The sequence below is a fragment of the Gluconobacter cerevisiae genome (assembly GCF_015244675.1).
GTDB classification, from domain to species: domain Bacteria; phylum Pseudomonadota; class Alphaproteobacteria; order Acetobacterales; family Acetobacteraceae; genus Gluconobacter; species Gluconobacter cerevisiae.
In genome coordinates, this window is the sequence record NZ_JABCQO010000009.1 from 24,403 (window position 1) to 48,271 (window position 23,869).

The 23,869-nt window shown below is 62.2% G+C and carries 21 protein-coding genes; 8 read left to right on the top strand and 13 right to left on the bottom strand.

The features are described from left to right. The 7 genes from HKD21_RS10790 to hrcA all read right to left on the bottom strand — a co-directional run bounded on the left by HKD21_RS10790 (position 1) and on the right by hrcA (position 8,228). Complete coding sequence (locus tag HKD21_RS10790; RefSeq protein ID WP_194255708.1) at positions 1-435, bottom strand: ExbD/TolR family protein; 435 nt, start codon at positions 433-435, stop codon at positions 1-3. A gap of 72 nt (positions 436-507) precedes the next feature. Next, positions 508-933: an ExbD/TolR family protein gene (locus HKD21_RS10795; RefSeq protein WP_062028222.1), complete on the bottom strand. Its 426-nt coding sequence runs from the start codon at positions 931-933 to the stop codon at positions 508-510. 4 nt (positions 934-937) lie between these two features. Further along, positions 938-2,044: a MotA/TolQ/ExbB proton channel family protein gene (locus HKD21_RS10800; protein ID WP_194255709.1), complete on the bottom strand. Its 1,107-nt coding sequence runs from the start codon at positions 2,042-2,044 to the stop codon at positions 938-940. A gap of 138 nt (positions 2,045-2,182) precedes the next feature. Next, entirely contained in the window at positions 2,183-2,851 is a 669-nt protein-coding gene (locus HKD21_RS10805; RefSeq protein ID WP_194255710.1) for an energy transducer TonB, read from the bottom strand. Positions 2,852-3,232: 381 nt separating this feature from the next. Beyond that, a protein-coding gene (gene prfB, locus HKD21_RS10810) for a peptide chain release factor 2 (RefSeq protein WP_194255711.1) occupies positions 3,233-4,364 on the bottom strand; the annotation gives its coding sequence in 2 pieces (ribosomal slippage) (positions 3,233-4,294 and positions 4,296-4,364; 1,131 coding nt in all). 40 nt (positions 4,365-4,404) lie between these two features. Beyond that, positions 4,405-7,050: a penicillin-binding protein 1A gene (locus HKD21_RS10815; protein ID WP_194255712.1), complete on the bottom strand. Its 2,646-nt coding sequence runs from the start codon at positions 7,048-7,050 to the stop codon at positions 4,405-4,407. Between the two features lie 107 nt (positions 7,051-7,157). After that, positions 7,158-8,228, bottom strand: coding sequence for a heat-inducible transcriptional repressor HrcA (gene hrcA / locus HKD21_RS10820; protein ID WP_194255713.1), 1,071 nt, complete (start codon positions 8,226-8,228; stop codon positions 7,158-7,160). Between the two features lie 83 nt (positions 8,229-8,311). Between hrcA and rph the strand changes: the two genes are divergently transcribed. The 3 genes from rph (at position 8,312) to HKD21_RS10835 (ending at position 11,027) form a co-directional block, all read left to right on the top strand. Beyond that, positions 8,312-9,034, top strand: a complete 723-nt coding sequence (rph, locus tag HKD21_RS10825) for a ribonuclease PH (protein WP_194255714.1) — start codon at positions 8,312-8,314, stop codon at positions 9,032-9,034. Further along, entirely contained in the window at positions 9,034-9,630 is a 597-nt protein-coding gene (rdgB, locus tag HKD21_RS10830) for an RdgB/HAM1 family non-canonical purine NTP pyrophosphatase (RefSeq protein ID WP_194255793.1), read from the top strand. Before rph ends, rdgB begins: the two co-directional genes overlap by 1 nt. Positions 9,631-9,803: 173 nt before the next feature. Further along, complete coding sequence (locus tag HKD21_RS10835) at positions 9,804-11,027, top strand: cation:proton antiporter (RefSeq protein ID WP_194255715.1); 1,224 nt, start codon at positions 9,804-9,806, stop codon at positions 11,025-11,027. Here the strand turns inward: HKD21_RS10835 and HKD21_RS10840 are convergent, their stop codons facing one another. Continuing rightward, complete coding sequence (locus tag HKD21_RS10840; RefSeq protein WP_194255716.1) at positions 11,028-12,407, bottom strand: amidohydrolase family protein; 1,380 nt, start codon at positions 12,405-12,407, stop codon at positions 11,028-11,030. Positions 12,408-12,529: 122 nt separating this feature from the next. Next, on the bottom strand, positions 12,530-14,368 hold the full coding sequence (locus HKD21_RS10845; RefSeq protein ID WP_194255794.1) for an ABC transporter ATP-binding protein: 1,839 nt from the start codon (positions 14,366-14,368) through the stop codon (positions 12,530-12,532). Positions 14,369-14,545: 177 nt separating this feature from the next. Between HKD21_RS10845 and nth the strand changes: the two genes are divergently transcribed. Beyond that, positions 14,546-15,244, top strand: coding sequence for an endonuclease III (gene nth / locus HKD21_RS10850; protein ID WP_194255717.1), 699 nt, complete (start codon positions 14,546-14,548; stop codon positions 15,242-15,244). A gap of 9 nt (positions 15,245-15,253) precedes the next feature. Here the strand turns inward: nth and HKD21_RS10855 are convergent, their stop codons facing one another. The 4 genes from HKD21_RS10855 to HKD21_RS10870 form a co-directional block, all read right to left on the bottom strand. Continuing rightward, entirely contained in the window at positions 15,254-15,775 is a 522-nt protein-coding gene (locus HKD21_RS10855) for a hypothetical protein (RefSeq protein WP_194255718.1), read from the bottom strand. A 65-nt stretch (positions 15,776-15,840) separates the two neighbouring features. After that, on the bottom strand, positions 15,841-18,042 hold the full coding sequence (locus HKD21_RS10860) for a ComEC/Rec2 family competence protein (RefSeq protein ID WP_322782929.1): 2,202 nt from the start codon (positions 18,040-18,042) through the stop codon (positions 15,841-15,843). Positions 18,043-18,114: 72 nt separating this feature from the next. Continuing rightward, the gene (locus HKD21_RS10865) at positions 18,115-18,840 is read right to left on the bottom strand and encodes an NADPH-dependent F420 reductase (protein ID WP_194255719.1); all 726 of its coding nucleotides are present in this window, start codon (positions 18,838-18,840) and stop codon (positions 18,115-18,117) included. Further along, positions 18,837-19,424: a cupin gene (locus HKD21_RS10870; RefSeq protein ID WP_194255796.1), complete on the bottom strand. Its 588-nt coding sequence runs from the start codon at positions 19,422-19,424 to the stop codon at positions 18,837-18,839. The genes HKD21_RS10865 and HKD21_RS10870 overlap by 4 nt, the downstream gene beginning before the upstream one ends. Positions 19,425-19,602: 178 nt before the next feature. On the opposite strand from HKD21_RS10870, the gene gltX reads away from it, so the two are divergent. Genes gltX through plsY form a run of 4 tightly spaced genes read left to right on the top strand, consistent with a single transcriptional unit; the run spans position 19,603 to position 23,867 of the window. Further along, positions 19,603-21,021 (top strand): glutamate--tRNA ligase, encoded by a 1,419-nt coding sequence (gltX, locus tag HKD21_RS10875; RefSeq protein ID WP_194255720.1) that lies wholly within the window; start codon positions 19,603-19,605, stop codon positions 21,019-21,021. After that, complete coding sequence (locus HKD21_RS10880) at positions 21,014-21,955, top strand: aspartate carbamoyltransferase catalytic subunit (protein ID WP_194255721.1); 942 nt, start codon at positions 21,014-21,016, stop codon at positions 21,953-21,955. Before gltX ends, HKD21_RS10880 begins: the two co-directional genes overlap by 8 nt. Beyond that, positions 21,952-23,238 (top strand): dihydroorotase, encoded by a 1,287-nt coding sequence (locus HKD21_RS10885; protein WP_194255722.1) that lies wholly within the window; start codon positions 21,952-21,954, stop codon positions 23,236-23,238. Before HKD21_RS10880 ends, HKD21_RS10885 begins: the two co-directional genes overlap by 4 nt. Continuing rightward, positions 23,235-23,867, top strand: coding sequence for a glycerol-3-phosphate 1-O-acyltransferase PlsY (plsY, locus tag HKD21_RS10890; RefSeq protein ID WP_194255723.1), 633 nt, complete (start codon positions 23,235-23,237; stop codon positions 23,865-23,867). The genes HKD21_RS10885 and plsY overlap by 4 nt, the downstream gene beginning before the upstream one ends. Positions 23,868-23,869: the final 2 nt, after the last annotated feature.

The following is a 23,869-nucleotide window of genomic DNA, read 5'->3' on the forward strand; positions in this document are numbered from 1 at the left end:
TTACTGTCCTTCCATGAACTGATCCAGACCAACAATTCCCAGCTTGGTCATGCCGAGACGCTGTGCGTCCGCCATAACATGCGCCACGGTCTTGTAGTCCGCAAGACGATCCGGGTGGATATGCATTTCAGGCTGGTCCGGCATTGCTGCTGCGGCCTGAAAATGAGCCTGAAGCGACGCCTCGGACGTAATCGGCTCGTTGTTCCAGGAAATGCTGTTGTCGTAGCCGATGCTGACGGTCACGAGTTTGGGTTGTACGGTCGATGGGGGAGGATTGCCCTGAGGCAGATCGATCGCCACCGAGTGTGTCTGAAGCGGAATGGTGATGATCAGCATGATCAGCAGCACCAGCATCACGTCGATCAACGGCGTGGTGTTGATATCGACAATGCCTTCGTCTTCGTGCGTGCTGTCAGATCCGACGCTCATGCCCATGACGGCGGTTCTCCAAAAAGGTGACGTGAAAGCTTCGTCGGGCCGTTCTGTATGAAACGGCCCGACACGACCTCAGTTCGAGTGAGGCTGCTCGGTAATGAAGTCCACGTGGGCGATGCCAGCTTCCTGGCAGGTCGCGACCACCTGGCCGACTGCCAGATACTTGGCAGCCTGATCACCGCGGATCTGGATCTGCGGCTGGGGCTTCTGCTTTGCCACCTCGACGAGGCGGTTCAGCAGGTCAGTATGGTTCGCAACCGGCGTCGTGTCCCAGAAGACCTGCCCGTTCGAATTCACTGCCAGAACGATGTTGCCCTTCCTGGTCTGGGTGGGCGTATTCGCATCAACCGGCAGCTTAACCTTCACTGAGTGTGTGGCGACCGGGATGGTGATCAGAAAGATGATCAGCAGCACCAGCATGACGTCGACGAGGGGGGTGGTGTTGATTGCCGACACCACCTCGTCGTCACCGCCGCCTCCTCCGACGTTCATTCCCATAGGATCAGATCCGCTCGCTGGTGGTGATTGTGGTCGGAACGGCCATGCCGCCCTGTTCCGGGCTGACGCCGTGACGGAAGCCGCCGATCAGAACGGACTGGATGTCGGCCGCGAAGTTGCGAACGCGATCCATGGCACCCTTGTTGCGGCGAACGAGCAGGTTGTAACCCAGCACGGCCGGAACAGCGGTAGCAAGACCGATAGCCGTCATGATGAGCGACTCACCAACCGGGCCTGCAACCTTGTCGATGGATGCCTGGCCGGAGATGCCGATGGCCGTCAGGGCGTGATAGATACCCCAGACCGTACCGAACAGACCAACGAACGGCGACGTGGACCCCACCGTACCGAGGAAGGCAAGACCACCCTGCATACGGGTGTTGATGGTGTCGACCGAGCGCGAGATGGACATTTCGGTCCAGGACGGCAGGTCGATCGAGTCACGCATGGAGCCTTCGTGGTGCTCGGCGGCAACGATACCCGTCTCTGCGATGTAGCGGAACGGAGAAGACGCCTTCAGGGATGCAGCACCCTGCTGAACGGACGGCTTGGTCCAGAACTCGCGGGCAGCTTCCTTGGAGGCTGCGAACAGACGGCCCTGCTCCAAGAATTTCATGACCATGATGATCCAGGTGCCAGCGGACATGATCACCATGATGATCAGAACGCCACGGGCGATTGCATCACCATTGGCCCACAGAGCGCCGAGGCCGTACGGGTTGCCCTGCGGAGCAGGAGCTTCCGGCGTCGCGGTTGCGCTCTCGCCCGGCGTGGCGGCCGCTGCGGGAGACTGATCGGCCGGAGCCGTTGCCGGAGCAGCACTGTCAGTCGGAGCGCCGGCAGGAGCAGCAGGAGCACCCGGATCGTTCGGAGCGGCAACAGCCGGAGCACCAGCCGGATCGGCGGACGTTGCCGGGGATGCCGGGTTGGCAGAGGGGTCAACCGGAGCAGCTGCGGGAGCGCTCTGGTCAGCAGGAGCCGGCTGGGCGAAAGCGACGGCCGGTGCGACTGCACCGGAAGCCAGGGCCAGCGTCAGAGCCAGCGCGCTGGCCCGGACGGCACGCGCCTTCGTCGGAACGGCAAGGGCAGGAAGGCGGAACAGTCTGGTCATGAACTCCATATCCTCGTTATCGATGCCCGTTTTCGGAGCTTTAATGGGGTGTCGGCCATATGGAGACCGGCCCTTTTCTGAGCCCCGTCAGGCTTTAAAAACCTGACGGGGCAATTCTGTTTGACGGCAGTCGAAAGATCAGTCGTCGCCCATCGTAAAGTCGATGTGCAGAACGTGGTGATGCTCTGTTACCGGAGCGCCATTGACGATCGCGGGCTGGTAACGGGCACGACGAAGGAAGTCGAGCGCACTTTCCACGAACTCATGACCACCGCTTGAACTTACAATGGTACAGTTTGCCGTCTTGCCTGTCGGAAGAATATCACACGAAGCTGTCACATGACCCTCGCGGTTTTCTTCCATAGCCTCATCCGGATAAACTGCCTGTGCGCCGTTGATCGGTCGTGCACCAGCCGAATGATCAGGAACTGCATCAGTCGGCTGCCCTTGCGGCGGAGCCGGAACGGGCTCTGGCGAGGGAGTCGGGCTGGGCGGAACCGGATGTGGCGGCTTGGCGTGCGTGACACGCTGGATCGCCTTGGGCGGCGGCGGCACGGAGATCTTGGGCGGCGGAATATACGGCGGCGGCGGCTGCTCCATCTGCGGCGGCGGCGGCGGCGGTGGCGGCGGCGGTGGCTTGGGCTGCTCCTTGATGACTTCCGTCTTGATAGGCGGCTTTTCCTGGACCAGCTTGCTCACAGCACCACTCATAAGCGCATAGATCACAGCGCCCATAGCCAGCACGGCCACGACGATCGCGACAATGTAGTCTGTCGGCTTGCGCTGCTGTGCGGCGTAGCTCTTCATGTCGAAACCTTCTTACCCCTCACTGACACCGGCATTTATCCACATCTGCCGGGTGCGGTGTCCCGATTTCTGTGTTGCCATCAGGCTTTCCCACTGCAACCGCATAACAAATACGTTATATGCCGTGAGAACATACCCGATATGCTGATTGGGCAGTCTAACCCGCATGCTGTCAAGTCGGTGATTGCCTCTATCGAAACGATTTTTTCATATTAACGACATATTCTGCTGCCAGCCCCCAGCAGGGACAAATAAAAATATCGCCCAGAATCCCGCTAACGCAACTTTGCCACACCAGGTTATGACAGATTCAAGAAAAAGACGCCGGAACAGTCTGACTGTTCCGGCGTCTGAGCGAATCCGTCTGAAGGGCGACAGGTCTTATTGGGCCGACGCGCTGGCTTCCGACCGGGTCGCCCCGACGCTTTGCGCCAGCGAGGCCGACATGAAGTCGTCCAGAGCGCCATCGAGCACCGCACCCGGATTTCCCTTCTCAACGCCTGTCCGCAGGTCCTTGACCAACTGATAGGGCGCCAGAACGTAGGATCGGATCTGGTGTCCCCAGCCGATATCGGTCTTGGAGGCTTCGGTCTGGGCAGCGGCGGCTTCGCGCTTCTGTAGCTCCGCCTCGTACATCCGGGCCCGCAGCATTTCCATCGCTTTGGCACGGTTGCGATGCTGGGAGCGGTCAGTCTGACAGGCCACCACAATTCCGGTCGGGATATGGGTGATCCGGATGGCCGAATCCGTCTTGTTGACGTGCTGTCCACCTGCGCCCGAGGCCCGGAAGGTATCGACACGCAGGTCCGAATCATTGATGTCGATCTCGATCGAATCATCCACGACCGGATAGACCCACACAGACGCAAACGACGTCTGACGGCGGGCTGCCGCATCGAACGGCGAGATCCGGACCAGACGATGCACGCCCGCTTCGGTCTTGAGCCAGCCATAGGCGTTCGCACCGCTCACCTGAATGGTGGCGGACTTGATGCCGGCCTGCTCGCCTTCGCTGCCTTCGATGAACGTGACCTTGTAGCCATGCTGCTCGGCCCAGCGCGTGTACATGCGCAGGAGCATTTCAGCCCAGTCCTGAGCTTCCGTACCACCGGCGCCCGCATTCACCTCGACGTAACAGTCATTGCTGTCCGCCTCACCCGAAAGCAGGCTTTCGATTTCGCGCTTGCGGACGTCTTCGGCGATGGTGCGCAAGGTCCGGACAGCATCCTGAACGAGGCTGTCATCCCCTTCCATTTCCGCCAGTTCGACCAGTTCGAGCGTGCCTTCAACTTCGGCTTCGATCTGTTGAACGCCTTCGATCTGGTTAGCGAGCGTCGTACGCTCGCGCATCAGCTTCTGAGCGGCTTCCGCATCGTTCCACAGGTCGGGGTCTTCAACGCGGTGGTTCAGTTCCGCGAGGCGTGTTGTTGCGACATCCCAGTCAAAGATGCCTCCTCAGCAGTGCCACCGACTGCTTGATCTGCACTGAAAGGGCCTCGGTTTCGGCCGACATAGGTTCCTCCACTCATAAGGGGGGTCTGTTCTGGTGGGTCTTAGTATAGGCCGCCCACGCCAATGTCACCATCGGAGGGAGCAGGTTTCTGGGCCTGCCCCGGCACTGCGGAAGGCCCGACTCCAGATGTCCCGCTTCCAGTCTGGCCCGGCATCTGGGCCATACCGCTTTCGGAATCCGAAATCACGCTATCCGCACCCGTGTCGGCAGCGGTCAGGGCTTCGGTGCCCGCGCCGAAGCCATGCAGTTCAACGGACGCACCCGGAACCTGATCGGCCTTGAAGCCATCCACTGCCGCAATACGTCCCGTATCGTAGCTGGCCAGCGTAATGCCATCCGGCACACGGAAATCGAGCTTCGGGCGGCTGGCCATGGCGACCTTCATGATCTTGTTCCAGATCGGCCCCGCGACACGGCCACCATCCGAATTGCGGCCCAGCGTCTGGGGCGTGTCAAAACCGACCCAGACCACCGTGACGATATCGGGCGAGAAACCGGCAAACCACGCGTCATGAAAGTCCTGGCTGGTACCGGTCTTGCCCGCGATAGGACGATCAATGCCGACTCCCGCCATGCGCCCGGTACCATGGGCGATCACGTCCTGCATCATCTTGACGATCTGGAACGCACTCTGTTCGCTGGCAAGGGTCGGGCGCGTATCGGTCAGGGAGGGGACAGACACGCTACCGGGCGCAGGTGTCGCCGGAGCCGGAATCGAGGCCGGAGGCGTCGTGCCATCCACTGGGGTACCGTCCGCAGGAGCGGACTGTTCGCTGGGCGGAGCCTGCATCGCAGTGCCGAGCTTCAGCCCCCCTGCCTGCCACAACACGCTCCCGGAGCGGTCCTGAATATCGTCCACAAGAGTCGGCGTGACGATGTGGCCACCATTGGCGATCGTGGCATAGGCAGCAGCCTCGCGCATGACGGTGGTTTCGACGGCCCCAAGCGCCGCAGGCAGAACATGCGGCATCTGCGCCACCAGCCCGGCCCGGATGGCAGTATCGGCAACCGCTTTCATGCCGAGATGGGCTGCAACACGGATCGTAACGAGGTTGCGGCTTTCGCGCAGCGCGTCATGCAGCGTCGTCGGACCCCAGTTGTCGTGCTCATAGTTCTGCGGGTGCCAGTCGCCATAGGAAATGGGCGAATCGTCGAAACGCTCGGACGGGGAAATCCCCTGTTCCATCGCTGCGAGATAGACGAAAGGCTTGAAAGACGACCCCGGCTGACGCAGTGCCTGTGTGGCCCGGTTGAACTGGCTTTCATGGAACGACCAGCCGCCGACCATCGCCAGAACCCGGCCCGTATGCACATCCAGCGTCACCGCCGCCCCTTCGACCTGCGGGATCTGGCGCAATGCCGCCGAACCGCCTTCCTGCGGCTCAATCATAATGACGTCCCCTGCACGCAGCGGATGCGCCCGGCGCGCCCAGCCGATGTCGGTCGCCAGAAGCGCGCCTTTGCGGGGGCTGCCGTCCTCGATCCAGCCAACATGCGTGCCACCCGGCAGCACGACCGCCAGACGCCACTCGCGCAACATCCCGCCGGGCGGCGTGACATGATCGAGCGCGCTTTCCCAGCCGTCATCCTGAATATCCGACAGGTTGCGCAACGGCCCCCGCCAGCCACTATGGGCGCGGTCGTAATTCATCAACCCTTCATGCAGCAGGCGCGTCTCGGTGGTCTGAAGATTCTGATCCAGACTGGTATGGACCTCCAGACCACCCTGCGCCGCACGGTCCTGACCATACTGGGCGATGAGCTGACGACGGACTTCCTCACCGAACCACTCTGAATCCGGCAAAGGTCCGAAACGCTGCTTCTGCTGCGGAACCAGCGGCTCCTGCTTTTCCTGATCGGCCTGCTCGCGGGTCAGAACGCCCGCCTCGACCATCAGGTCCAGTACAAGATTGCGGCGGCCCATCGCGGCCTGCGGATGCAGGAACGGGTTATAGTTCGTGGGCGATTTGGGAAGGGCTGCCAAAGAGGCGGCTTCGGCATCATCAAGCTGATCAAGCGGCTTATTGAAATAGCTCTGCGCGGCCGCGGCGACACCATAGGCACCGTTCCCGAGATAGATGCCGTTCAGGTAGATTTCGAGAATCTTGTCCTTGGACAGCACCTGCTCCATTTTCATGGCGAGCAAGGCTTCCTTGATCTTGCGATCAAGGCTCAGAACGTTGCTGTTAAGCAGCATGACCTTCGCCACCTGCTGGGTGATGGTCGAAGCTCCCAGCGGACGGCGGCCATGACGCGCGAAAATATCCGTCAGGCCCGCACGGCCGATCGCCATGAAATCCACGCCGCCATGCGTGTAAAAATTATGGTCTTCCGTAGCGATGAAAGCATTCTTCACGCGCTCGGGGATCGCGTTGATCGGCACAAAGATCCGGCGCTCGTTCGCCAGTTCCGCCATCAGCCGGTCATCGGCGGCATAGATGCGGCTGACGGTCGGCGGCTGATAGGCGCGCAGGCTGTCCACGCTGGGCAGATCCGCCACCAGCTTGGCATAGGTCGTCCAGCCCAGAACGCCCGCCCCGGCCACACCCACAAGCCCTACACCGGCGATAATCGCCAGGGACTGCCGGTAGCGGCGAAAACGGGGAGGGCGGGGTGGCGTGGCGCCCGGACCTTGAGGGTTACGAGAACCCTGGGGGCTACGGGAGCGGAAAGAGCGTCGCGTCATGCCCCCTGCATAGCATTATTCCGCCCCTTCCGTCGCCCCGTCTAAAAAGGTCATTTCATGAAAGAGGCGTAACCCCGGGACCATCACCCCGAAACGTTCAGAAGCCTTCAGCCAAGCAGACGACCGACCATCCGCGCGGTGTAGTCCACAACAGGCACGATCCGCCCGTAATTCAGACGGGTCGGACCAATCACGCCGATCGCCCCCACGATTTTCTGGGCCTCGTTGCGCGCAGGCGCCACGATCATGGACACGCCCGACATCCCGAACATGCCGCTTTCACGCCCGATATAGATCCGCACCCCTTCGGACGCATCCGCCAGTTGCAACAGCTGAAGCATGGTCTCCTGCGTCTCCAGATGGTCGAACAGCATGCGGATCGTCGTCAGACGCTCGATTTCCGTGATGTCGGCCAGCAGCTTCCCCTGCCCTTTCACGAACAGCGTCCCCCCATCAGCGTCCCATGTCGCAAGACCGCTTTCGATCACACTGGCCGTTAGGGCGTCGAGTTCGTGGCGGCTGGCATCCATTTCGCCGCGGACCCGCTCTCGCAGCGTGCCGAGCGTCAGATCTCCAAGACGGGCGTTCAGGTAGTTCCCGGCCTCAACGAGAGCGGAAGGTGGCACACCGGGCGGGGTCTCGATGATGCGGTTCTCCACCTGCCCGTCCGAGCCGACCAGAATGACCAGAACCCGCCCCGGACCAAGTGCTACGAACTCGATATGCTTGAGCGCAGCATCCGATTTCGGCGCGAGCACCAACCCGGCAGCGGAAGACAGACCCGATAGCAAGGACGACGCCTCAGACAGAATGTCCTGATAGGACCGCCCGTGAATATCGAGCCGACTGTCGATGCTGGCGCGGTCTTCTTCCGTTAGGGCGCCGAACTGGAGCAGCCCATCCACAAACAAACGTACGCCCTTTTCGGTCGGCAGACGTCCGGCCGAGACATGCGGGCTGAACAGCAGCCCGGCCCGCGCCAGATCCGCCATGACATTGCGGATCGTGGCTGGAGACAAGGCAGGTTGCAGCCGCTGGGCCAGCGTCTGGCTGCCGATAGGCTCACCCGTTTCAACATATTCCTCAACGATTTCACGCAAAATCGCGGCTTCACGATCCCCCAGACCGTGCGGCATCGGGATGGAAGGGCGGAACAGGGGAGGCTGTGGTCGCATCATGGTAAACCCACTGTCGGGGCTGGATGGGTCTGCGTCAAACGCGCTAGAGGCGGGACATATTCTTCCACGGGATCTTTTTTGACATGACTGACACCGCACGCAAGCGTCCATCCGGGCGTGCGCCGGACGAAAACCGCATTGTTTCAATCGAAACGGGCTTTGCCCGCCATGCCGAAGGCTCCGCGCTCATCCGCGTGGGCGGCACGGAAGTCCTGTGCACGGCCACAGTCGAGGAGCGTGTTCCGGCGTTTCTGCGCAACAGGGGACAGGGCTGGATCACGGCTGAATACGGAATGCTCCCCCGGGCGACGCATAATCGCGGCCAGCGCGAGGCGGCCAAAGGCAAGCAGTCCGGCCGCACGCAGGAAATCCAGCGGCTGATCGCCCGGTCGCTCCGGGCCTGCGTAGACCTGAAAAAGCTGGGAGAGCGGACCATCACGCTCGATTGCGACGTCCTGAACGCGGATGGCGGCACGCGCTGCGCCTCCATCACGGGCGCCTGGGTGGCACTGGCGATCGCGCTGAAGACCATCAAGCGTTCGCAGACCCTCACGGCTCAGGTCGCAGCGGTCTCGTGCGGGCTGACGGATGCCGGAGCCGTGCTGGATCTGGACTATATTGAAGACAGCAACGCGCAGGCCGATACGAATTTCGTCCTGACTGCGGATGGTGGCATCATCGAAATTCAGGGAACCGCCGAGGACAAACCGTTTCAGGAGAGCGAATTTTTCGAACTCCTCCGACTGGCAAAGCTCGGCACGGCGCGACTGTTCGACGCCCAGAATCACATACTGGAGACTGCATGATGCGGACATTGTCCCGAGGCTCAAAAATCGTTCTGGCCAGCCATAATGCGGGCAAACTGCGCGAATTCTCCACCCTGCTGGCCGAGAGCGGGATCACCGTCATCTCCGCAGCGGAACTGGACCTACCAGAACCCGAAGAGACGGAAGAGACCTTCACCGGCAACGCCGCCATCAAGGCTCTGGCCGCGGCCCGAGCATCAGGGCTGCCCGCGCTGGCCGATGATTCAGGCTTCTGCGTCGCAGCGCTGGACAATCGTCCGGGCGTCTATTCCGCGCGCTGGGGCGGCCCGACCAAAGACATGCAGATCGCAATGGACCGCGTACATCAGGAGATGGGCGACAGCGCCGATCATCGGGCTTTTTTCGTCGCAGCCCTGTGTCTGGCCTGGCCGGATGGCGAAACCCGGACCGTACAGGGCGAATGTCACGGCAAAGTCGTCTGGCCCCCACGGGGCGATCATGGACATGGTTATGATCCAATGTTCGTGCCCGAAGGCGGAAACCGGACCTTTGCTGAAATGACCGAAGCCGAGAAAAATGCCATCAGTCATCGCGGCCGGGCGCTGGAGCAATTCCTGAAGAATTTCATCGCCTGATGACTGGAAAAAACCCGGTATTTTTAAAAGAAAATTCCGGGTTTTCATTCCCTTCAAAAACAGTTCTTCAAAAAAAGAAACATAGAATTATTTATTACATAGAAATAAAAAATTACTCTCGGAATTGTGATCCATGTTACCCTGATCGGACCTGAAACAAAAAAGGGATCATCATGGGAAATGTAACAGCACTGTTTGCGGATGCATTTATATTTGTCCTCGTTCCGTGGGGACTATGGCAACTGCTCAGGCGTTCCATTCCCATTGCCATCCTGCCCATTCTGGTGGGCATTGTTCTGGCAGTCCTGCATTTTCCAGCTTCAAAGGTCGGTATTCCCTCGCTTTACGGCGATTATATCGGCTGGTTGGCCGTTCTGGTTCTGGCGTTCACCGCCGGACTGGAAATGTGGCAGAACCCCACCCATTCTCCCGAAGCAGAAAGCCTCCCCTCCCCGACGCTGGGGCGCCTGCTGGGCGGTGCTCTGGTCGCGCTCGGAATTCCGTTCGTCATCGGCACCCTTCTGGTCAAACTGTTCTTCCTGCCACTGCATGGCTGGCAGGCCCCGCACGGCAATAGCTGGATCGGCGCCATGTCGATCGGGCTGTGCATTTCCGTCAGTGCGTTGCCGGTCCTGATCGGAATCGTCCGCGAACTGGAGCCTGTACATCGCCCCATCGGACAGCTTGCCCTTAAACTCGCGGTCGTGGACGACGCGGCCCTATGGATCGGGTTAGCCGTTCTCCAGTTCGCGGCACGCGGAACCGACGCACTGCATGGCTGGACCGGGTTTGAAGGGTTGGCAGTCCTGCTTCTGGTCGGCATGGCGTTGCTGAGCAGCTGGGCCACGCGGAACCTGAAAAACCCGCCGATCTGGATCATCTGGGCCGCCGTTCCGGCCTATTTGGCCGCCGGGTCCTGGGCGAGCCACGAACTCGGACTGCACGAGCTGATCGGCGCCTATTTCGCAGGCGCTCTCATGCCGCCGCGCTGGGTCCGTCGCCTGCCGGTCGAAGCTGTGGGAACGTTCTCGCTGATCTGGCTGGCCCCGATGTTCTTTGGCCATAGCGGATTGCGGATCGACGGCGATGCGCTGACATGGCCGTCCGTTCTGGCATCCCTGCTGCTGGTCGTCATTGCGATCGTCACGAAAATCCTCGCCGTCTGGGTCTTCCCGCCCGCTCGGGGCCTGACACACCGTCAGGCGCTGGGGGTTGGCTCCCTGTTGCAGTGCAAGGGGCTGATGGAAATCGTGGCGGCGACCATCCTGCATGCGCATGGCATGATTTCGGAATTTGCCTTCGCCTCGCTGATGGTTCTGGCCGTGATTTCCACGACGCTGACCGGGCCGATGTTCCGGCTCGTCTCAGGGCGTTCGCGCCCTGAGACTGCGGCATAATCAGTCCTTCGAACGGACGGGGCCGTGGCTGACAAGCGCGCCCCGCTGCCAGACCTGATCGATCTGGTCCACGGCGGCGATGTTTTCATCCGCATTGCCGTCCACGATCAGCAGATCCGCCCGGCGACCCGGCGCAATCACCCCACGGTCTGACAGGTTCATCAGGGCCGCAGCATTGCCCGTGGCCAGACTGATGGCTTGAACGGGCGACAGCCCGGCCTGCACCGTCAGATACAGTTCGCGATGCTCTGCAAAGCCGGGAATGCGCGTCGGTGCGGCCCCGGAATCCGTCCCAAAACCGACCTTCACCCCCGCCCTATACAGCACGGCGAGGTTCTTCTGATTCACCGATAGCGCGTAATGCGAGGCTTTGGTCAGAGGCTTGGCCAGTGTCTCCGCACGCCATTTCGGGTCCGTGAACTGGCGACGCAGGGCCGGGTCCATGCCTGCCAGAATGAACGGATTGGAGAGCAGCTCCGGCTGCTCGGCATAGAGATAATTCGCCTCGTCCAGATCCAGCGTCGCAATATACCATGTGCCCTGACGGAGCATCGCCGCGATCAGATCATGATCCACCGGCTGGTCCCTAACGCCATGCGCAAGGATATCGGCTTTGGCCGCCACGATGGCCTTGGCGACCGCAAGATCGTGGATATGCACCGCAACCCGCGTGTCGTGCTGATGCGCTTCGTCGATAACGGCCTGATAAATAGCGGGCGGCAGCATGGGATAGGTCTTGCCGTCCGGGACGTCATTGCGGAAATCGTCCACCCAGACCTTCACCAGATCCGTGTGTTCCGCAATCATCTGATCCACGTCCTTGCGCGCCTCTTCCGGCGTGGTCGGACGGAAGACCTGATCGGGACCAACGCCCTTGACCATGGCGGCTGGCGGCACACCATCCGGCGCACCGATCCCCTGATCCACACCATACAGATCCGCCCCCGGATTGCGTCCCTCATGCTGTTCCTGACGCAGCTTATCGAACAGCGGAGAACGGTTCAGGCCCAGCGCCGTGACAGTCAGGACGCCATAATCCGCATACTGCTTCATGGCGGCGAGAATATTGGCGCGGGTATAGTTGTCGCGGCTGGCCCCCGTACCTTTCACGAGGCCGACATGACTGTGATCGCTGATGAGAGCGGGCATCAGCGTCTTGCCCGTCAGGTCCACATGCCGCGCATCGGCGGGAGCCGGGATGCCGACCGAAAGAATCACGCCATTATCGATGACCACCGTGGCGTCTGGCTGCGCCGAAGCCCCGGTCCCGTCAATCAGCCGCGCATGCTCGAACGCGACCGGTTCAGCCAGCGCACCTCCAATGCTGAAAGCGGCAGGCGTTGCGAGCAGCAGTGCAGTGAAGGCGGAACGGATGGTCATGCGGCGGTCTCCTGTGTGGCTCCCGCCGAGCTTCTTTATCGGGCATCCTGTGCTCCGGGCGGAAACGTGCATGAATGACGAAACGCCGCCAGACCGGGAAAGATGCCGATTTCCTTCCGGCCTCATCCCTCCAGCGACTGAAGCTCGAACAGGCGGCGGTAGATCCCGCCCTCGCGCGTAATCAGTTCGGCGTGCGTTCCGTCTTCTTTCAGCGCGCCCTGACTGAACACGAGAATGCGGTCCAGTTCCATGACGGTCGAGAGACGATGCGCCACGACGATGACGGTCCGGTTCTGCATCAGGCGACGCATCGCATCCTGCACAAGGGATTCGGACTCGGAATCAAGACTGGACGTCGCTTCGTCGAAAATCAGGATGGGCGCATCGGCCAGAAAGGCGCGGGCGATGGCAACACGCTGGCGCTCGCCGCCCGAAAGCTTCACGCCACGCTCGCCAACCATGGTTTCGTAACCTTCGGGCAGCCGCTCGATGAATGGCGCCGCATTGGCCAGACGGGCAGCCTCCTCGATCTCGGCACGGCTCGCATCAGGGCGTGCATAGGCGATGTTTTCCGCAAGCGTGCGATGAAACAGCACCGGTTCCTGCGGAACGATGGCAATATGCGAACGCAGGGAGTCCTGAGTGACATGCGCGATATCCTGCCCGTCCACCACGATCCGCCCGCCGTTCACATCATAAAGGCGCTGAAGCAGCTTGGTCAGGGTCGTCTTGCCCGAACCGCTCGGCCCGACAAGCGCCACGCGAGAGCCCGGCGCGATGTCGATGCTCAGGTCGTTGTAAAGCGGTTTGACCTGACCCGGATACTGGAAGTCCACATGCTCGAAGTGGATCGCCCCTGTCGTGAAACGGGCCGTCTGGGCATCGTCTGCGTCCTGAATGGCGGGATCGCGGCGGAAAATCGCCACGAGTTCTTCCATCTCATTGACCGAACGCTGCACCTGACTGACCTGCTGTCCCAGATCGCGCAGATATCCCTGCACGAGGAACATCATGGTCAGGACATAGGCCACATCTCCCGGACCAGCGTTCCCTCCCCACCACAGCCAGACGGCCAGCCCGATCAGCAGCATGCGCATGGCGAGCGAGGCCAGAGCCTGAAGATTGGCGCTGTTGGTCCCGCGCACCCAGGTTGTCAGGGTCCGCTCGCGCCAGCCAAGAATAATCCGGTCGAGATGGGCGCCTTCCCGCTTTTCAGCACCAAATGCTTTGACGACCGGATTGCAGGTCACGGCATCCGCCATGGCTGCACCCATTTTCGTGTCCCATTCATTGGACGCGCGGGCCGTCGGCGCGACATAGCGCAGCGTCAGCATGATGGAGAGCGCAGCGAACAGCACCACTGAAACGGCCAGAACCGAGCCCATCAGCGGCGAACGGACCATAAGCACTGCCGTCGTCCCGCCCAGAACCAGTACTTCCGGTGCGATCAGAAGCAGGAGCGTATCGTCCAGTGTATCGATGGCCCAGATCCCGCGCGTCAGTTTACGGACAGTCGAGCCAGCAAAGTTATTGGCATGCCAGTCCGTCGAGAACCGCTGCACCCGATCGAACGCCTGATTGGCAACGCGGTGCATGATAGCAAGTGTAAGATGCGAAATCCCGATGAAGGAGGAGCGGCGGCCGAACAGCCCCACCAGCCCCAGCACGATCAAACCCGTGACCATCAGGAACGCATCATCGCGCAAATGCAGCAGTTCCGAGGTTTTCTCCACAGCAGGACCAGCAGCATGGCGGGAAATATCCTCCACCAGACGGCCTGCGAGAATGGGCGTGCAGACATCGGCCAGCGTGGCAAGACCAACACCGCCAAGCGTCTTCGCAAGCAGAAAAGGATGGTCACACCAGCGGCTACAGACGAAAGACAGGACGTCCGTGAAGGACACATCCTGCTTGCGGCCCTCCTGCTGCTGGCGGGTCAGGGGAAGAGGGGTATCGGACACAATATCAGACACAGGGCGCTCCGCCGTCTGCCGGTCTGCGATGTCATGCAGAACAGGCCACGGTGTAATGGCATGAGGTGTGATGGCATGGAGTTTTCAGAACTTTGCCGTATCTTGCTGTGTGTCCGGACCAGACGCAACACACCCCCGGCAACACACCCTCTTGGAGTGCCCGTCATGACCGATGCCCCCGCAACCGCAAAGCGGGCCATGAGCAAGGCGGCCGCCAAAGCCTTCATCACCGCACTGGCCGAAGCCAATCCCGATGCGGAAAGCGAACTGGTGTTCCGCAATCCGTTCGAACTTCTGGTCAGCGTCGTGCTCTCAGCACAGGCGACGGACAAATCCGTCAACAAGGCGACGAAAGGCCTGTTCGAGGAAGCCCCCGACCCGGCCTCCATGGCGGCCATCGGCGAAGAGGGCATTGCGCGGCATATCCGCACCATCGGCCTATGGCGTGCGAAAGCGCATAATGTGGACCTGCTCTGCCATCAGCTGCTGGAGCGTCACGGCGGACAGGTGCCCTCCGACCGTGCCTCGCTCGAAGCGCTGGCCGGTGTGGGGCGCAAGACGGCAAATGTCGTGATGAACGTCGCATTCGGCGCGGATACGATGGCGGTCGATACCCACATTTTCCGCATCGGCAACCGCACCGGCCTGGCCCCCGGCAAAACCGTGCGGCAGGTCGAGGACGGGCTAGTCGCGCGCATCCCAAAAGACATGCTCCGCCCCGCACATCACTGGCTGATCCTGCACGGGCGCTATGTCTGCAAGGCCCGCACGCCAGAATGCTGGCGCTGCCCGGCGACGACATGGTGCCTGTATCCGGACAAGCGCATGGTGGCTCCGGCGACACGAAAAGCTACCGCGAGCTAAAACGCCCCCTCAAAAAATCTGGGCGGCTGTCCGGCGCGGTGCCTGATAGGACACGGAATAGAGCACGATGCTGTTCAGAACGCGCATATGGGTCGTCACGGAAAAGCCGTTCGCATTCCAGGTGATGTTTTCCATCATCGGCACACGAACATCGAACAGGGGCTGACCGTATTTCTGGCGGATGGCATGGCCCCATTCCTCGGCACAGATGCGGACATCACCGGAATCCGTGTCCGTCAGGGCATGGACCTCAACAGAGGCCAGACGCCCACCCAGAAAATTCACATCCACGGTCGAAAGACAGGAGCCGATAAACGGCCCCTGCATAACGTAGCGCGCAAAACCCGGACGCGGCACCGGAGAAGGCAGCGCGGTCAGTTGCGGATGGCTGATCTGTGCTTCCGGAACACTCATGCCTAAAGTCAGCCCCTCCCAGATCGCAACGGGAGCAGCACGGAGCGGGCTGGCGGCCATCAGTGACAGGCCAGACAAAACAGCCCCTAGAACAACCCTTGCGGTTTTATGAGCCACGATAACGGATCTCCTTGTGCGGCGATCCTACAGGTCGATTGCTTTCCAAAAAGTTGAGACGCGTCTTACTCCGATTGGGCCAGAGGCAGATTGGGCATGCCGTGCCAGCCCACTGGCGGAACCCAGAGCCGGTTGCCCCGCCAGCTCCTGTCCGAAACAACCGTGAGCGTATGCCCGGCGAACACGGCATAAGCCCCGTCGCGCCAAACCGAAAACCGGTCGATGGACGGCACGTCCGCACAGCCTTTGCGAGCGGGAGACGCGCTGATGAACAGGTTCACCCCATCGCATTGCTGCGCCGTCGGGAGGAGAGCGCCATCCGAAGAATCGTGGGGACGCAGCAGAACGGTCTGCGCGCCAATGCTGACCCGGCACAAACCGGCCAGACAATCCGGCGGCAAAGGCGCCACCGGAAGCGTAAGAGCCTGCTGCCAGTCTTCCAGCGTGCGGCGCTCCAGACCAGAATGCGGACCAACCAGCAGAACATCCGGACGACGCACTGCCATCAGCCCCGCATCCGCCGACACGAAAATATCCGGTTTCGGAGCCACCCAAATCGACCCCACCCCGATCGCAACCGGCAGCAGACCGGCAAGAGCAATCCGGCCTTTCCACAGACACAGGAAGCAGAGCCCGAGCATCACGAGCAGCAGCCCCCAGCCCGGCATAGCTGGAACGGGCTGATGCGCCATCGGAAAAGCTGCCACCCGCTCTGCCAGCACCTGCACGACGCGGATGCCCACGCCCATGAGTTTCAGAAACGGCGCTTCGGCATGAAACGGCATGGCAACAAGCGCCAGAAGCCCAACCGGCATAATCCAGACAGCCGCCAGCGGCACGGCCACGAGATTGGCCAGCACAAACCACGGCTGAAGCGCGCCAAAATGCGCCATGCTGACCGGCAGCGTCGCCAACCCGGCGAGAAGGCTCGTCAGCGTCAGGGCCGCGCCATACGACGCAACCACCCTGTACCATTCCCCCTCCCCGCGCAGCAGCATAAGCGGCTCGCGCAGCGCGCCATACCCCGCAATCAACCCCATCACGGCGGCAAAAGACATCTGGAACGACACATCAACAACCGAAACCGGGGAGACCAGCAGGATCAGCAGCGCCACGATGGACAAAGACCGCATGGACAAAACGCGACGCCCGGTCACAATGGCCAGCGTCACGAGGCTCGCCATGCCCAGCGCCCGCAGGCTGGGCAGATGCGCACCCGTCAACAGAACATAACCCGCCCCGGCCAGCAGCCCGCAAACGGCTGCGATCTGCCGACAGGGCCAGCGCAGGGCGACATACTCAATCGAAGCCAGACCACAGCGCAACGTCACGATGACGGCGGCCATCACGAGACCCAGATGCAGCCCCGCAACAGCAAGAAGATGCGCCAGCCCGGACGCGGAAAACGCCTCCCGCGTCTGCTGATCAATGCCCCCAGCTTCACCCGCCAGAAGCGTGGCCGCAATCGCGGCGGTCTGGTCGGGCAGCACAGCCGCCGTACGGAAAGCGACAGCCTCGCGCAGGGCCTCAATCCATGACGGCCGGGCCTCAACACCCGATAGACTGACCGGGCCCAACGCATAACCACTTCCCGCCAGCCCCGAAAACCATGCCTCACGCTGAAGATCGCGTCCGCCCGGCCATGACGGCGGCGGCGGCGGTCGCAGCATCGCGCGCAGGCTGATCGTACTTCCCGGCTCGGGCAACAGGTCGTCATCGTCCCGCAGACGAATGTGCAGCGTGCGACGTAGTGGCGCCATTCCAGCATCGACAGGCGTATCGAACACGGCCTCCGCCAGAGTGATGCGATGGCCGTCATCTTCGTCATCATTCCGGGGCGGCAGAATTTCCAGTGACTGCACGCGACCCGTCAGGACGGTGGCATGGGTCGGCAAAACCGGCATGGGTGGCTGCATCCGGGCCTGAAAAGCCAGATCACCGAAACCGGTTGCAAAAGCAAGCAGCGCAAACCCCAGAAGGCGCGGAAAAAGCCGCTGCCAGCCCAGCCAAAGACACCCGCCTCCTGACAGCCCGACCAGAAGGGTGGCAAGAACGACCGACACAATGGAGGGCTCGAACGGCAGGGCAAGGTAGAGCATGGCCCCAAGCCCAACAACCACCGGAAGCCAGCAGATCATCTGACGCCCCTGATCCAGAACAGACCGAATCAGGGGCGAAGGCAGCTTCGGCACAAAGTCGGAATCTTCTGCGCTGTCCAGAAGTTCGCGCGGATCAAGGTCCGGTACGGAGAGGGTCTCTGTCTTCACGCATAGAAGCGTAACGGATTTTTCCGCAGCTCGCGCCTCCCCGATTAAGGCCAGCGCCTCCTGCGCCCCAATCTACTGCGGAAGATGCAGAACCTGTTTCAGACCCGTAGCATCCCGCTCAAGCTCGAACCCGGCACTCCCCGGCTGAAACAGCCTTGCGGTGGTGAGATTGCCGGTCACGACAGGGTCGAATCCAGCCGCCTTCACCAGCGTCGTTACCTGCGACACGGCCTGCGCATCATCCCCCGCCACCGGCACGGCCAGAAGCGGCGCTGCCCGATGCGCCTCGGAACGCAACGTGGTCATGTCGATGGAGTTGAACGCCCGCACCACATGCGCCGAGGGGAAGTAACGCTGGGTCGTCACACCTGCTCCATCCCGCTGCGCCGTATCCGCAATCGCACCATCCCGCCAGGGATAGGGATTGGACGGATCAAGCACGACCTTGTCCAACAGCGTCCGACTAAGCTGCGGACCAAGTTGCGGAATCGCGCCATAGGGAACGGCGAGTACCACAACATCACCATAGGCCGCCGCCTGCGCCGGAGTTCCGGCCGTGGCAAGCGGACCCAGCGACGTCGCCAGCGACTGGGCCTCGGTCAGGGAGCGGGAGGACACCATGACGGGATAACCCGCATGGACCCAGAGTTCCGCCAGCGTTGTGCCGACATGGCCCGTACCAATAATGCCGATCCGCATTTTCTGGCTCGTCGCCTCGACCGCACTAGCGCTGCTGACCGTAGCCAGACCCGCGAGTGCTGCGAGGAAAGGACGCCGCCTCAGAGGGAAGCCCGTCATGATGGGTGCCACTCCCGTGCGAGGATGCCTGCTGCACCCTGAACCGGATCGGTTTTCGGGAATGGCAGACCATGAATGCGCGCACTCTGCTCCGCCGTGGGCGCGGCCCGCAGAATGTCGAAAGACTGGTTGGGCGGATAAGCGCCGATAACGGTAAACTCCGTGTCCGATCCAAGATTACAGTGCCCCGTCCCAGCCGGAAGCACGGCGATGTCGCCACCACGCACCTCGACCGTTCGGGCGTTTGGCCCTCCCAGCATCAGGCGCGCAGACCCGTTGGAAAAGCCCAGAACTTCATGGCCAAGGCTGTGATAGTGATGAAACGGATACACACCGTTTCGCCATTGCGGCGGCCAGCCGTTCCGGCTGAACAGGTCTTCATATACCGCCTCACGCTCCGGCCCGGCTTCGAGCGCATTGCGATAGACGATGACGGGCAGATCCAGATTGTTCGGAACCCAGTCATTGGCGCGCAGCGTGAAGACATCCACGCGGGATGTCGTGGCGCTGGCGTGACGGACCGTACCCTCTCCGAAGGTCAGACCCAGCCCTGCCAGCAGGGCATTGAAATCGCGTCTGTTCATGGAAAAGGCACCACCCGGACTATTGAACGTCACAATAGGCTGCTTCGGGAGGCCGCTGGAAATCACACGCGCTTGAAGAACCTTAGCTTTTTGTAAAGCGCCCGCCTGTAACGAAGCAGTGCCGCCCCGCTGGCGCAGGCGGATGGAAGCGCGGGTCAGAGCATGATATGACGGCGGCATGACCATCCGTACGCGATTTGCCCCCTCCCCGACGGGTCTGCTGCATGTCGGCAACGCCCGCGCCGCCCTGTTCAATTTCCTCTTTGCCCGTCATCACGGCGGCGAATTCCTCCTGAGGATCGAGGACACCGACAAGGAACGCTCCACTCAAAAAGCCGTGGACGTGATTTTTGACGGTCTGGCCTGGATGGGAATCGAGGCGGATGCGGAACCGGTTTTCCAGTCCGCCCGGCAGGACCGCCATACGGAAGTGGCGCTTGAGCTTCTGGAAAAAGGTCAGGCCTACAAGTGCTTCTGCACCCCCGAAGAGCTGACCGCCATGCGCGAGAAGGCCATGGCCGAGAAACGCCCGCCCCGTTACGACGGCACCTGGCGGGACCGCGATCCGTCCGAAGCGCCCGCTGGCGCGCCCTATGTCGTGCGCCTGAAGGCGCCGCGTGACGGCGAGACGATCATCAAGGATCTGGTGCAGGGCGAAGTCCGGGTCGCGAATTCCGAAATGGACGACCTGATCCTGCTGCGCTCGGACGGCACGCCGACCTATCTGCATGCCGTGGTCGTCGACGATCACGATATGGACATCACCCATGTCATGCGCGGTGACGATCATCTGACGAACACGTTCCGGCAGGCCATGATCTATCGCGCCATGGGCTGGAACCTGCCGCATTTCGCACATCTGCCGCTGATCCACGGCCCTGACGGCGCCAAGCTGTCCAAGCGCCATGGCGCACAGTCCGTCGTGGATTTCCGTGAGGAAGGCTATCTGCCGGAAGCCCTGTGCAACTACCTGCTGCGTCTGGGCTGGGGTCATGGCGATGCCGAAGTCCTGTCCCGCGAGGAGCAGATCAAGCTGTTCGATCTGGATGGCGTGGGCCGCTCCCCGTCCCGGATGGATTACGTCAAGCTGGCGCATCTGAACGGGATCTGGATGCGTGTGGCCGATGATACGCGTCTGACGGATGACGTCATGCAGCGTCTTGCAGGCCGCGACGGCGTTGTGACGGATGACAAGACCCGCGCGCGCATCCTTGCGATGATGCCGGGCCTCAAGGAGCGCGCAAAGACGCTCGTGGAACTGGCAGACAATGCCGCTTTCGCTGGCTTCACGCTGCCACTGACCTTCACCCCCAAGGCCGAGAAGATGCTGGGTGACGACGGGCGCACGGTTCTGCAGGGCGTAGGCAAAGATCTGGCCGCGCTTTCGGACTTCACGCCCGAAACCGTCGATGCAACGCTGCGCGCCTATGCTGAAAAACACGAGATCAAGCTCGGCTCCGTCGCCCAGCCGCTGCGCGCGGCCATGACGGGCTCCACGACGTCTCCGGGCATTGATCTGACGCTTGCGGCGCTGGGACAGGACGAGGTTCTGGCCCGTATTGCTGCCGTTCTGACTTCCGGGGCCGTCGATGCCTGAGCGGCCTTCCGTCCCCCGGCATCTCCTGGGAATCGAGGGGCTGTCGGCCGAACAGCTCGTGCCGTTCCTCGATCTGGCGGAGAGCTATGCGCTGCTGAGCCGCTCGCGCTCCGCGCCGCGTGATGCGCTGCGGGGACGGACGGTCATCAATCTGTTCTATGAAGACAGCACCCGCACCCGCACGAGTTTCGAACTCGCGGGCCAGCGGCTTGGGGCGGACGTCATCAACATGTCCGTCGCCACAAGTTCAGTGAACAAGGGCGAAACGCTTCTGGACACGGCCGCGACGCTGAACGCCATGCGCTGCGATCTGTTGGTCATCCGGCACGCTCAGTCCGGCGCGCCCGCCCTGCTGTCACAGAAAGTCGAGGCCAGCGTCGTCAATGCGGGCGATGGCACGCATGAACATCCGACGCAGGCGCTACTGGATGCCCTGACGATCCGGCGGCATTTCGGGCGTCTGGAAGGCCTCACGGTCGCGATCTGCGGCGATGTCGGGCACAGCCGGGTGGCACGTTCCAACATCCATCTGCTGACGGCATTCGGAAACCGGGTGCGGCTGGTCGGACCGCCGACGCTGCTTCCGGGCGCCATGGCCAGCCTCGGCAATGTCGAAATGTATTCGGACATGGACAAGGCGTTGGACGGCGCGGATGTTGTCATGTCCCTGCGGCTTCAGAAGGAGCGCATGGGGGCCGGTCTAGTGCCGAGTGCGCGGGAATATTTCCATTTCTTCGGGCTGGACCGCCGCCGTCTGGGGCTGGCAAAGCCTGGCGCGCTCGTCATGCATCCGGGGCCGATGAACCGTGGCGTCGAAATCGCCTCGGACGTGGCGGATTCGGATCAGAGCGTGATTTCCGAACAGGTTGAAATGGGCGTGGCTGTGCGGATGGCGGTTCTGGACCGTCTGTCCCGGGCACGGATGCCGGTATGACTGATATCGTTTTTGAAAATGTCCGCCTGATCGACCCGGCTTCGAGCCGCGATGAGACCGGACGTCTCGTGGTGCGTCAGGGCAAGATCGTCGCCTGCGACGATGGGTCGCTTCCTGAAGGCGCGCGGGTCATTGATGGCGCTGGAGCCGTCCTGTGTCCCGGTCTGGTGGACATGCGCGTTGCACTCGGAGAGCCGGGTTCGGAATACCGCGAGAGTGTGTCGTCCGGGGCGCGGGCAGCCGTGGCAGGCGGCATCACGACCATGGCGGTTCTACCCAACACCTCCCCCCCGATCGACAACCCGGCGCTCGTGCATCTGCTGCGGGTCCGGGGCGAAGAGACGGGCATGGTCTCGATCCATCCCTACGGCGCGCTAACGCGTGGCTGCGAGGGCGGCGAGATGGCCGAACTCGGGCTGCTGCGCAACGCCGGAGCCGTGGCGTTCACAGACGGAACCCGCGCGATTTCAGACGCCAAGCAGATGCGTAACCTGCTGTCCTATTCGCGCTTTCTGGACGCCATCGTGGTGCAGCATCCGGAAGATCCGTCTCTGGCTAAAGGCGCGTGTGCCACGGCCGGAGCACGGGCGGTGCGGATGGGTCTGCCGCAGGTTCCGGCCGAAGCCGAGTCCATCATGATCGCCCGCGATCTGCGTCTGGCGGCCATGACCGGTGCGCGACTGCATTTCGCACATGTCTCGACGGCAGAAGGGCTGGACCTGATCCGGGCGGCCAAAAGGCAGGGCGTACGTGTGACCTGCGATACGGCACCGCCCTATTTCGCCATGACCGAAGACGATATCGGCGACTTCCGCACATACGCGAAACTCTCGCCGCCCCTGCGCAACGACGCGGACCGACAGGCCGTCTGTGCCGCGCTGGCGGATGGAACGATCGACGCCGTGGCCTCCGACCATGCTCCGGCAGACCCGGATGACAAGCGCCTGCCTTTCGCGCAGGCCCGCGCTGGCGGCACCGGACTGGTCACGCTGCTAGGCGTCACACTTGGCGCGGGGCTGCCGCTTGTGGATGCGCTGCGTCTCCTGACCTCCGCTCCGGCCGCCCTGCTGGGCCTTAACGCCGGAACGCTGGCGGTCGGAAGCGATGCCGATCTGTGCCTGTTCGATCCGGAAGGCTCGTGGACTGTGGTCGCCGGAGACCTGCCGGGACGCGCGCAGAACACACCGTTTGACGGTCGGGATCTGAAATGCCGTGTCCTGCGGACGTTCAAGCGCGGTGTGGAAGTCTTCACGGCTGACGGGCTGGCGGAGGCACGCTCGTGAGCGGCTTTCAGGCACAGCTCATCCTGCTGTTCCTCGTGTCCTACGTCATCGGAAGCATCCCGTTCGGGCTGCTGCTGACGGCACTTTCCGGCGGCGGGGACATCCGCAAGATCGGATCGGGCAATATCGGCGCAACAAACGTCCTGCGCACGGGGCGACGCGGACTGGCTGCGGCCACGCTGCTACTGGATGCGCTCAAGGGGGCAGCCGCTGTCCTGATCGCACGGTTTTTCTTTCCGGGCGCGAGCGAAATGACCATGGCCGTTGCGACCGTCGCCGTCGTTATCGGGCACTGTTTTCCGGTCTGGCTCGGTTTCAAGGGCGGCAAGGGCGTTGCGACGGGTCTCGGGACGATCTGGGTTCTGTCCTGGCCAGTAGGGCTAGCCTGCTGCGTGGTGTGGCTGCTGGTCGCACGCCTGAGCCGGATTTCCTCAGCAGGCGCGCTGGCAGCGTTCCTGCTCGCACCGGTACTGATGGTGCTGTTGTCCGGACGCGCGCTGCACTCCCCCATCCCGGTGGCGACGCTCCTCGTCTCGGTGCTGATCTGGGCCCGGCACTGGAGCAATATTGCACGCCTTCTGACGGGACAGGAGCCGCGCGTGAACGTGGATCAGGCACCCCGTTCCTAGAA